This is a genomic window from Halorubrum alkaliphilum (genome assembly GCF_017873815.1).
Classification (GTDB): domain Archaea; phylum Halobacteriota; class Halobacteria; order Halobacteriales; family Haloferacaceae; genus Halorubrum; species Halorubrum alkaliphilum.
Map to the genome: position 1 here is coordinate 19,257 of NZ_JAGGKQ010000029.1, position 10,384 is coordinate 29,640.

9 protein-coding genes and 1 pseudogene are annotated in these 10,384 nt (G+C 62.2%); 9 read left to right on the forward strand and 1 reads right to left on the reverse strand.

Annotated elements, in window-relative coordinates; translation table 11 throughout:
- Window positions 1-69 precede the first annotated feature (69 nt).
- From J2751_RS13670 to arsB, 9 genes are all read left to right on the forward strand, one after another.
- Window positions 70-993 (forward strand): extracellular solute-binding protein, encoded by a 924-nt coding sequence (locus J2751_RS13670; RefSeq protein ID WP_209486823.1) that lies wholly within the window; start codon window positions 70-72, stop codon window positions 991-993.
- On the forward strand, window positions 990-1,811 hold the full coding sequence (locus J2751_RS13675) for an ABC transporter permease (RefSeq protein WP_209486825.1): 822 nt from the start codon (window positions 990-992) through the stop codon (window positions 1,809-1,811). The genes J2751_RS13670 and J2751_RS13675 overlap by 4 nt, the downstream gene beginning before the upstream one ends.
- On the forward strand, window positions 1,808-2,965 hold the full coding sequence (locus J2751_RS13680; RefSeq protein ID WP_209486827.1) for an ABC transporter ATP-binding protein: 1,158 nt from the start codon (window positions 1,808-1,810) through the stop codon (window positions 2,963-2,965). Before J2751_RS13675 ends, J2751_RS13680 begins: the two co-directional genes overlap by 4 nt.
- Before the next feature lie 176 nt (window positions 2,966-3,141).
- The gene (locus tag J2751_RS13685; protein WP_209486829.1) at window positions 3,142-3,909 is read left to right on the forward strand and encodes an MIP/aquaporin family protein; all 768 of its coding nucleotides are present in this window, start codon (window positions 3,142-3,144) and stop codon (window positions 3,907-3,909) included.
- 327 nt (window positions 3,910-4,236) lie between these two features.
- The gene (locus J2751_RS13690; protein ID WP_280901382.1) at window positions 4,237-4,815 is read left to right on the forward strand and encodes an arsenate reductase (azurin) small subunit; all 579 of its coding nucleotides are present in this window, start codon (window positions 4,237-4,239) and stop codon (window positions 4,813-4,815) included.
- A 2-nt stretch (window positions 4,816-4,817) separates the two neighbouring features.
- Window positions 4,818-7,370 (forward strand): arsenate reductase (azurin) large subunit, encoded by a 2,553-nt coding sequence (locus J2751_RS13695; protein WP_209486831.1) that lies wholly within the window; start codon window positions 4,818-4,820, stop codon window positions 7,368-7,370.
- Window positions 7,367-8,038 carry an FKBP-type peptidyl-prolyl cis-trans isomerase gene (locus J2751_RS13700; RefSeq protein ID WP_209486833.1) on the forward strand — a complete coding sequence of 224 codons (672 nt, stop codon included), beginning with the start codon at window positions 7,367-7,369 and terminating at the stop codon, window positions 8,036-8,038. Before J2751_RS13695 ends, J2751_RS13700 begins: the two co-directional genes overlap by 4 nt.
- 190 nt (window positions 8,039-8,228) lie before the next feature.
- Window positions 8,229-8,684: a RidA family protein gene (locus tag J2751_RS13705; RefSeq protein WP_209486834.1), complete on the forward strand. Its 456-nt coding sequence runs from the start codon at window positions 8,229-8,231 to the stop codon at window positions 8,682-8,684.
- Between the two features lie 106 nt (window positions 8,685-8,790).
- Window positions 8,791-9,969 carry an ACR3 family arsenite efflux transporter gene (gene arsB / locus J2751_RS13710; protein WP_321168750.1) on the forward strand — a complete coding sequence of 393 codons (1,179 nt, stop codon included), beginning with the start codon at window positions 8,791-8,793 and terminating at the stop codon, window positions 9,967-9,969.
- 187 nt (window positions 9,970-10,156) lie between these two features.
- On the opposite strand, the pseudogene J2751_RS13715 reads toward arsB, so the two are convergent.
- Window positions 10,157-10,384: pseudogene (locus J2751_RS13715) on the reverse strand (ISH3 family transposase); the annotation flags it as partial.

The following is a 10,384-nucleotide window of genomic DNA, read 5'->3' on the forward strand; positions in this document are numbered from 1 at the left end:
AAATAAGTTACTTCTCATTTGTAAGTAACTGTAAAAAGTTATATGCCGCTCCTCGTCGGAGTCGATATTATGTGGTCAGCGTCTCGACGGTCGTTCGTGCGGACGGTAGCGGCGGCGGGCTCTGGGGTTGGGGTCGTCGGCTGTCTCGGGAGCGGCGAGTCGGTCTCGATCCTCGCCGCTGGGAGCCTCGCGGTCGTCGTCGGTGATCATCTCGGGACGCGGTTCGAATCCGAGACTGGAATCGCCTGTCGCGGGGAGTACTACGGCACGAACGCGGTAATGCGAATGATCGAGGACGGGCGGAAGTACCCCGACGTCGTTGTGAGCGCGGACGACGCACTGTTGCGCGATCGCCTGTATGGCGAGCACGTCTCGTGGGACGTCTCGTTCGCGTCCAACGTCGTGGGGATCGCGTACGCGCCCGACACGCGGTTCGGCGAACGCCTCGAGACGGGCGATCCGTGGTACGATATCGCACGCGACGCCGACACCGGCGAACTCGCAATAAGCGATCCCGATCTCGACCCGCTCGGCTACCGTGCCATCCACGCGTTCCGACTGGCCGAGCGGGAACACGGGCTCGACGGCTTCGCCGAGACCGTCGCCGACGCCGCCTATCGGGAGCCGGAGGAGCCCCAGTTACTCGCCGGCGTCGAGGCGGGGAACCGCACCGCCGCGGTCGTCTACCGGAACATGGCCGCGGACCACGGGCTTCCGTTTCACTCGTTCCCGGAGGCGTACGACTTCTCGAACCCGGACTATGCCGATCGCTACGCCGAGGCGTCGTACACGACGGACGAAGGCTACACGGCGACCGGCGCGCCGGTCGTGTACAACGCGACGGTGGTCGAGAACGCGGACTCGCCGGACGCCGGGCGCGAGTTCGTCCGGTTCCTCGCGGACTCCGGCGAGGTGCTTCGCGAGAACGGCTTCGAGACGGACGGGTTCCCGCGGACTCACGGCGACGTTCCCGCCGAGGTGACGAGCGGATGAGCCTCGTCGACCAGGCCCGTTCAGTCACGGGATCTCGGCGGCTGCCGCCGCTGTTGGTCTTCGGCGCCCTTGGGGGGATCCTGCTGGTGTACTTCGCGCTCCCCTTCGCGGTGTTCCTCGGCAGAACCGGGTCGGTTCCGATCGCCGAGACCCTGTCGGAGACGGCGAGCCGGACGGCGATTCGGAACTCGCTTCTCACCGCACCGGTCGCCACCGCGATCGCGACTATCCTCGGCGTCCCGCTCGCGTACGTCCTCGCCCGCGAGACGTTCCCGGGGAAGCGGCTCGTCGAGGCGCTCATCGTGCTTCCGCTCGTCGTCCCGCCGGTCGTCGGCGGTGCGATGCTGCTCAGCGTGGTGGGCAGATTCACGCCGATCGGGGCCGCCGCAGCGAGCGCGGGAGTGCCGCTGACAGACAGCCTCGTCGGCGTCATCCTCGCGCAGACGTTCGTTGCCGCGCCGTTCGTGGTGATAACCGCCCGCGCCGGGTTCGGCGCGGTGGACGAACGCCTCGAACAGGCGTCCCGATCGCTCGGATACGGGCCGATAGCCACGTTCAGACGCGTGTCGCTTCCCCTCGCGAGTCGAGCGATCGTCGCCGGAGTCGTCCTCACGTTCGCTCGGGCCATCGGCGAGTTCGGTGCCACGATGATGATCGCGTACAACCCTCGGACGATGCCGACGCGGATCTGGGTCGACTTCATCGCCGGCGGCATCGACGCTATCGTCCCGCTCGCGCTCGCCCTGCTGGCGATCACGCTGGTCGTGGTCGCTGCGGTACAGCGGTTGGCCGGCGTGCCGACCGTGGTCGACCGATGACCCTTGAACTCGACGAGTTGACCCATCGATACGGGAGCGAGCGGGCCCTTGACGACGTGACTCTCGCTCTCGACGACGGGGAACTCGTCGCGCTGCTCGGTCCGAGCGGGTGCGGGAAGACGACGATCGTCCAAGCGATCGCCGGCCACGTGGAGCCGACGGCCGGGCGCGTGTCGCTCCGCGGGACCGACGTCACCGGCGCGCCACCGGAGGACCGGAACGTCGGGATCGTCTTCCAGCGGTCGACGCTGTATCCGCACATGACCGTCGGCGAAAATGTCGCCTACGGGCTGAAGAGCGGTGATCTCACGGCAGACCTGGTGAGCGAACGTGTCGACCGATACCTCGAACTGGTCGAGCTCGCTGACCGGCGCGACGCGTCTCCGACAGCACTGAGCGGGGGCGAGAGTCGGCGCGTTGAACTTGCCCGCGCGCTCGCTCCCGAACCGGACGTGCTCCTGCTCGACGAGCCGCTGTCGGCGCTCGACACGGGACTCAGGACGCGACTTCGCGACGAGATCGTCCGTATCCAGCAGCAGATTGGCGTGACGACGCTCTTCGTCACACACGACCAAGAGGATGCGATGTCGGTCGCGGACCGGATTGTCGTCCTCCGCGAGGGAGCGATCGTCGCGGCCGGAGAGCCTCGAATCCTCTATGAGTCACCGCCGAACTGCTTCGTCGCGTCGTTTCTCGGCCGGTCGAACGAACTTTCGGCGACAATCGACGACCGGGATCCGTCGACAATGACGGTCGGTGGAAGTGAGCTGACGCTCGACGAAGCAGAACTGGTGGACAATCCGTCGAACCCGCTTGCCGACGCGTCGTATGCCATCGTCCACGTCCGACCGAGTGATCTGACGATCAGACCCGTAAGGCGCCCGACCGATACATCGAGCGACGCCGATACCCCGTCTGATCGGCCGGACGCGTCGATAGATCTGAGGCTATCTGGCGACCGCTTGAAAACGATCGAGATGCAGGGGACGGTGGCGCACGTGCGTGATGTGGGACATCGCTACGATGTCTGCGTCGGACTCGACTCCAGGGAGACGGTGACTGTCGAGCGGAATCGTGACGGAGTGAACGAGGCCGACCGCGTGACCGTTACCGCTGCGGTGAGCGACCTCACGGTGTTTCCCGTGTCGGAGTAGCTGAAGTTGACACGTACACGATCAGCTACACATACCGGCTCTGGTATGCGAATACGACGCTGATCCGCTTCGGCTTGAGCAGCCGCTTCACTTGCTCTCGCTTAAATAACTATGTCGAGACAGAGGGATCCGATATATTTTAATAAGTGAACAATTATAAATCTATTGGATAGAAAATGCACCCGTACATAGCAGAGGTCATCGGAACAGCGATCCTCATCATATTCGGGGGAGGCGTCGTCGCCAACGTCGTTCTCAACGAGACGAAAGGAAACGGTGGCGGCTGGATCGTCATCACTTGGGGATGGGCGATTGGGGTATTCATGGGCGTATTCACTATCAGCCAAGTCAGCGGCGGTCACATTAACCCCGCCGTGACGATCGGTCTCGCTGCTGCCGGATTGTTCGATTGGGCGCAGGTCCCTGCCTACATCGTCGCACAGACTGTCGGTGGATTCTTGGGAGGCGTAGTGGTATGGCTGGCGTACAAAGACCACTTCGCCGCGACGGAAGACGAAGACGCGAAGCTTGCAATCTTTTCGACCGCTCCGGAGATCCGAAACTATTCGTCCAACCTGTTGACCGAAATCATCGGGACGTTTGTACTGGTTTTCGGGGTGCTATATCTGAACTCTGCGGGATTCTTCGACGCCGCGTCAGGTGAGGTACTCCAGTCGATCACAATCGACGGGCAAGAAGTCGGATTCGGTCTCGGGGCGCTGTCGGCGCTCCCGATCGCGCTGGTCGTACTCGGTATCGGGTTGTCGTTGGGTGGCCCCACCGGCTACGCTATCAATCCCGCACGTGATCTTGGACCGCGGATCGCACACGCAATTCTTCCGTTTCCGCACAAGGGATCGTCTGACTGGGCGTATTCTTGGGTTCCTATCGTGGGTCCGATCCTCGGAGCGCTTCTCGCGGCCGGGCTCTACCACCTGCTGTGAGGTGTCGTTCACCACACGGTCAGGTGTTGTTCAGTCAAGCTGTGTGCTGAGCGTCCGGTTAACACCGGAATTGAGTGTTGAGCGCCTACTCAAAACATACTCTAGTTTTCGCGCACAACACGGTGAACTCACACAACAGTGGTTGAGTACTGCAACCATTGAATAACTGCTCAAATCATAATCAGACGGTGACAGCGGATCCATAGCGATTGCTTGGACATGGTGTAGTATCTGTGCTTTATTATGTTATACATTATATGCTGGGAGAGATATCGGACTCAATAAGAGAAAAATACAAGTGTTCATGTTCTAAATCGGTGGTACAGCATGAAGAATGATGATGGTTCTATCACCCGTCGACGGTTGCTCGGAGCCGTCGGGACGGCAGGAGCGACGTCAGTCGCGGGGTGCGGATTTCAAGCGCCAACCGCAGAGAATAGCGGGCCAGCGGAATCACCGAGCGAACGGGTCGGTCGAATCGAGCGCTATCCGCGGATTCGCGTTGCGTCAGTGGACGAACTGTCCGTCGGCGACACTGTCGAGTTTGAATACCCGCTCGACGGTTCAGGCACGTTCTTGACCCGTTTATCGGAGGCGGCGAACGGGGGCGTCGGTCCGGGCGACGGCATCGTTGCGTTCAGCAACCTGTGTACGCACATGGGGTGTGCCGTGTCGGGGAACGTCGAATCCGACCGGGGCGTCGCGGGTCCGTGTCCGTGCCATTACACGACGTTTGACCTCGCGAAGGGAGGACTCGTGATCATGGGACCGGCGACGACTGATCTTCCGCAGGTACGACTTGATGTAGAAGACGGTGACGTGTTCGCGACGGGAATGGCTGGCTTGGTACACGGCCGCCGAAACAACTTGGCAGACGGGGAGCCAGTCGAGGAGGAGGGTGAGTGAGGATGGCGGACAACCCGAACACGAATGAGGTTCCCATTCCGCCGGCCGACGCCGAACGATCCTCTCGCTCATGTCGGTACTGTATCGTCGGCTGCAGCTACGAGGTGTTCAAGTGGCCCGTCGGCGAGGAGGGTGGCCCCGACGCCGCGGACAACGCGCTCGACGTCGACTATCCCGCCGGGTACGGCGACTGGCCCTCGCCGAACATGCACCAGATCATCGAGGAGAACGGACAAGAGTACCACGTGATATTCCGGCCGAATCCGGACGCCGAGGTCAACAACGGATCGCACTCGGTCCGGGGCGGGACGCAGGCGCAGTCGTTGTACAGCAAGCACAATGAGGACTACGACGACCGGCTGAAACAGCCGCAGATCCGGATCGGTGGTTCGCTGACCCCCGTCGACTGGGACACGGCCTTGGAGGTCGTTGCGCGGGTTACGGAGTACGCGACCCGCGACGAGCCGAACGGTTACGGGATGAAGATGTACGCCTACCAGTTCGTCGAGAACACCTTCGCGGGGTCAAAGCTGATCTTCGACGTGATCGGCTCGCCGAACTTCGGATTCCACAACCGACCGGCGTACACCCCCGAGAGCCCCGGTGTGGAACACTCCGGGCTGTACGACTGGTCCACATCGTATGAAGACGCCGCTAAGGCAGAGACGATGGTGATCGCGGGGGGAGACCCGTACGAAAATCAAGACGTCTACTTCCACGAGTACGTCGACGCCGGAAGCGCGGACATAATCCAGATCAACCCCCGTCGGACGTTCACTGCGAACTACGCCGAAAACAACGACGGGCTGTTCCTCCAGATCAACGAGGCGACCGATCCGGTCCTGTTGAACGCCATTGCGCGCCACATCGTCGATCAGGGCTGGCACGATCAGGCCTTCGTCGACGAGTGGGTGATGGACGATCGCGACGCGATCGACGAGGAGGGATGGTATCAGGAGGAGTTCGGGATGACGCCCGACGAGTACATCGACCTCCTCCAGTCCGACGATCGATATGCCCCTGAGAATGCTGCGGAGATCACTGGTATTGACGCCACGGACATCCGCGACGCCGCAGAGCGGATCGCCCAGCCCGATAGCGACCAGACACAGACGCTGTTCACTTACGAGAAGGGCCTCATCTGGGGATGGTCCCACGAGAACACCGCGGCGATGGCGAATCTTGCGCTGTTGACCGGCAGCGTCGGCCACGAAGGAACCGGGATCACGCGGCTCGGCGGTCATCAGGAGGGCTGGTGGGAAGGTGGACCGGGCGGTGAGGTTATCGCGGAGCACTCGACGCAGAGCTTCACGGGCGAACACGTTGAAGACGTACCGATCCCGCCGAACACGATCGAACGTGTTCGCAACGGCGAGATCGACCACTGGCACGTGATCGGCAACGACCCGCTCCGGCACGAACACGACACGCAGTCGCTTCGGAATCGGGTCCGCGAGCGAACGAGTGGTTCACAGCCGCAGACCGCTGACGTCGGCGATATCATGGCGGCGTTCCGCGAGCGCATCGACGACGGTGGCATGGTGGTGACTCACCAAGAGATCTACCCGAACTCGACGACGGAGTACGCCGACATCGTGCTGCCGGCGAAGGCGGTCGAAGCCGGCGAGGACAGCAACCACCACCGATGGAATGGCGAGCGGCGGTTCCGCCACTACGCGTCGTTCATGCAGGGACCGCCGAACGCGAGACCGGACTGGGAGATCTTTGCCGACATCGGTCGGCGGCTCGGTGCCAACGACATGGACTGGGAGAGCAGCGACGACCTGTTCGATCACCTCGCCGCCGAGCACGGCGACTCGTACCCGTATCACATCGAGGCGCTCGATGAGAAGGCACAACAGGACGGGACGACGCCGACAGAAGTGATGCGCGATCTCGACGCCGACGGCGTTCGGCTTCCCGCCCGGCTGGAAGACGGCGAGATCGAGGGGACGCCGCGACTTCACACGCCCGACGGCGAGGAGATGCCGGGCGACGGGCGGTTCTTCACCGATAGCGGGAAGGCGATCTTCATGCGCGTCGACTGGGACCGAGTCGCGGACGTGTACGAGCAGCTGACGCCCGACTGCGAGGCCGGCGAGCTGTGGGTGACGAACGGTCGGCTCAACCGTCTCTGGCAGAACATGTACACTCACCAGCGGCTGGAGTACATCTCCAAACGGTACGAACAAAACGTACTCCAGCTTCATCCGAACGACGCCGCGGAGCGTGACATCGAAGCGGGCGACCTCGTCGAAGTTATCAACGACGACGTGTACAACCAGTACAGCGAAAACGAGCAGGGGAGTTTCACCGCGGTCGCGTACGTTGTCGACGACGAGGACGCAGTACAGGGCCAGACGGTCCCGGAGGGGCTCGCGTTCACTTACTGGCTGTATCCGGGACAGGTCGCGAACGACATCGTTCCTGGGTATCTCGACCCAGCGAACCCGAATCCCGGATACAAGTACGCCACCGGCCGGGTGCGTCGCCTCGGCGAGAGCGACCAGAAAGACCGTATGAGCTTCCACCCCGAAAACGTGGCTCCAGAATGACGACAGCTGATCACCCTGCCACGCTCGCGGACGGCGACTTCGTGCGGATCGCGTACACGACCCGCGCTACGGAGAGTGGCCACATCGTGGACACGACAGATCCCACGGTTTCGGCGGACGCTAGTATGGACGGGATTGAAGCTGACGGCCCGATCGTCATCGTGCTCGGAGAAGGGCACGTGTTCGAGCCAGTTGAGGAGGCGATACGAGCGGTCGGAGCTGGTGAGTCGACGACCGTCACGGTAAACCCAGACGACGCGTTCGGCGATCGCGACCCACGTAAGCGTGAGGCGGTTCCCGCTTCACTCCTACCGCCGAACCAGCAGGAAGCCGGGCGAACCGTTTCTGTCGCCGGCCGACGGTATACGATCGAGTCCGTCGATGACGAGACCGCTCAGCTCGATTACAACCATCCGCTAGCCGGTGTCACGTTGGAGTACGAGGTGTCCGTCGGCGAACGAGCGACCGGCGACGACCGCGTCGAAGGATTATGCGCACTCCACGGTCTCGACGCCGAAACGGCGTTGACTGACGGTCGCCTTACCGTCTCCGTCACTGCGGCCGAGCCGTCCCGAGACCGCGACCGCAGACTTCGGACGTTCGTCGGCGACGCGATGCGGTTACTCCCGGTCGATGAGGTGTCTGTCACCGAAACGTACTCGACGTAGTCGCTACCTCTTCGAACCCGTGGATACCAAACCTGTGGCTACGCGGTCACTCTTTTCGGCGGTGTAACTGCTGTTCTCGCCGACTCGATCGAACTGGAGCGGATTCGTCGTGTAACCCACAGTACGCAGACTCCGGATGGATGCGGAGTGCTTCAAAAGGTTTTAATATATGAGCAACTGTTCATCTATTATGAGTCAACAGACGACCGGCTCAGAGCCAGATCAGCATCGTACCGACGAGATGTCCTACGAGGCGTCTCTAAGCACAGAAAGCAAGCGTCAGCGCGACGGAACCGGGAACATTGGAGCGTTCGGGAAGCGTACCGGCTCGTCAGATCTGCGCTTTTTTGAGGGTATTCTCCCCGAAGTCGAGGGAGAATTATTGAGCGGTCACTCAATCGAAGAGCAATTCACGACCGCACTTGACAGACTCGAATCGGCTCTCGCCGACAACCGAAACCTGACGCTCAACGACGTGATGAAACTCGAGATCCAGCTCACGGACCCGAGCGCCGCGGAAGCGGTCGATCACGTCTACGAGTCGCGCTTCGACGACGTCGAACTGCCTCCGCGAACCGTCGTCGGCGTCTGCTCGCTCCCCGGCGGTGCGGACGTACAACTCGACGTGATCGCGGCCGAGGAGTAGCCACTTCCAGCGACATCGCCATCCACGTAATGTACACTAACACGCTTCCGACGCTCCAGTATCGATCGCCATCCAATCCCTTCGATGCCGCGGAGGTGACGGCGTCGTGAGCGAGACGCCACACGAGCACGGGCCCGACTGCGGTTGCGACGCCTGTGGCGACCCGCGCTCGATGGACTTCCTCGACAAGTACCTGACCGTCTGGATCTTCGGGGCGATGGCCGTCGGCGTCGGACTCGGGTACGTCGCCCCGAGCGTCGTCGATCCGATCCAAGACTACTACCTCGTCGAGATCGGGCTCATCGCGATGATGTACCCGCCGCTCGCCAAGGTGAACTACCGCCAGTTGCCGCGGGTGTTCTCCCAGTGGCGTATCCTCTCCCTGAGCCTGATACAGAACTGGCTCATCGGGCCGACGCTGATGTTCGCACTCGCGGTGATCTTCTTTAGTGGCATCGTTCCCGTCTTTCCCGCCCGTCCCGAGTACTTCCTCGGGCTGATCTTCATCGGAATGGCCCGCTGTATCGCGATGGTGCTGGTCTGGAACGACCTCGCGGACGGCTCCAGCGAGTACGCCGCGGGCTTGGTCGCGTTCAACAGCGTCTTTCAGATCGTCACCTACGGCGTGTACATCTGGTTTTTCGCGCTGTTTCTGCCGCCGATTCTCGGTCTCGACGCGATGGTCGCCGGGATCGGCGCGTTCGACATCACCGTCCAACAGGTGTTCTGGGCGATCGCGATCTTCCTAGGCATTCCGTTCGCCGGAGGAATCGTGACCCGATTGGGTGGCGTCCGCTCGAAGGGCGAGGAGTGGTACGAAGAGCAGTTCGTCCCGAAAATCAGCCCGCTCACGCTGATCGCACTGCTGTTCACCGTCATCGTGATGTTCGCCACGCAGGGTGACAACATCCTCGCGCAGCCGTTCGACGTGGTGTGGCTCGCGGTCCCGCTGACGATCTACTTCGTCGTCATGTTCCTCGTGAGCTTCGGGATGGGTCGCGGCATCGGGGCCGACTACTCGACGACGACCGCCATCGGGTTTACCGCGGCGTCGAACAACTTCGAGCTCGCGATCGCCGTCGCCGTCGCGGTCTTCGGCGTCAGTTCCGGCGTCGCGTTCGCGACCGTCATCGGCCCGCTTATCGAGGTACCGGTGCTGCTCGCCTTGGTGAAGGTCGCGTTGTATCTCCAAGACCGGTACGACTGGCGGGGATACACGACCGGGCGACTAGACGAGACGACTACGACCGAAGATGGATCCTCAAGCTCCACGGCTGATGACTGATACTCAGTACCTCACAAAGCATCCTCGGCTAGCTGTTTCTGCGGCTTGAGTTCTGTGTCGAAGTGGTTGTACTGACGGTTTCGACAGGAGAATCACAGACGGATAGACGGAGAGCTGTCGTGTCGGCGGCGGTCAGCCGCCGACGCGACAGCGTTGCCACTCACGAGACGGCGTACTCGGTCAGTGACTACCGGTGGAACCGGTCGTCTGGTGGTCGATTCGCGGGGACGGCCCGACGCACCGCAAGGGCCGTCCACGCGGCCCGTCGAACCATATTTACGAACTCCTTGTACGGCCACCACCAGAGACGACGCCCGCCACGGCGGGGCGTCGCCACATATTCGTAGTGGAGATACCGCCAAGCGTTCTGTAACAACAGACTCACCACGACGTACAGCAGTCTCACCGTCGCATC

What these genes read in the sequence shown, in the direction of transcription:
- J2751_RS13670 (WP_209486823.1), top strand. Translation starts at nt 70, where the DNA reads ATGTGGTCAGCGTCTCGACGGTCGTTCGTGCGGACGGTAGCGGCGGCG.
- J2751_RS13675 (WP_209486825.1), top strand. Translation starts at nt 990, where the DNA reads ATGAGCCTCGTCGACCAGGCCCGTTCAGTCACGGGATCTCGGCGGCTG.
- J2751_RS13680 (WP_209486827.1), top strand. Translation starts at nt 1,808, where the DNA reads ATGACCCTTGAACTCGACGAGTTGACCCATCGATACGGGAGCGAGCGG.
- J2751_RS13685 (WP_209486829.1), top strand. Translation starts at nt 3,142, where the DNA reads ATGCACCCGTACATAGCAGAGGTCATCGGAACAGCGATCCTCATCATA.
- J2751_RS13690 (WP_280901382.1), top strand. Translation starts at nt 4,237, where the DNA reads ATGAAGAATGATGATGGTTCTATCACCCGTCGACGGTTGCTCGGAGCC.
- J2751_RS13695 (WP_209486831.1), top strand. Translation starts at nt 4,818, where the DNA reads ATGGCGGACAACCCGAACACGAATGAGGTTCCCATTCCGCCGGCCGAC.
- J2751_RS13700 (WP_209486833.1), top strand. Translation starts at nt 7,367, where the DNA reads ATGACGACAGCTGATCACCCTGCCACGCTCGCGGACGGCGACTTCGTG.
- J2751_RS13705 (WP_209486834.1), top strand. Translation starts at nt 8,229, where the DNA reads ATGAGTCAACAGACGACCGGCTCAGAGCCAGATCAGCATCGTACCGAC.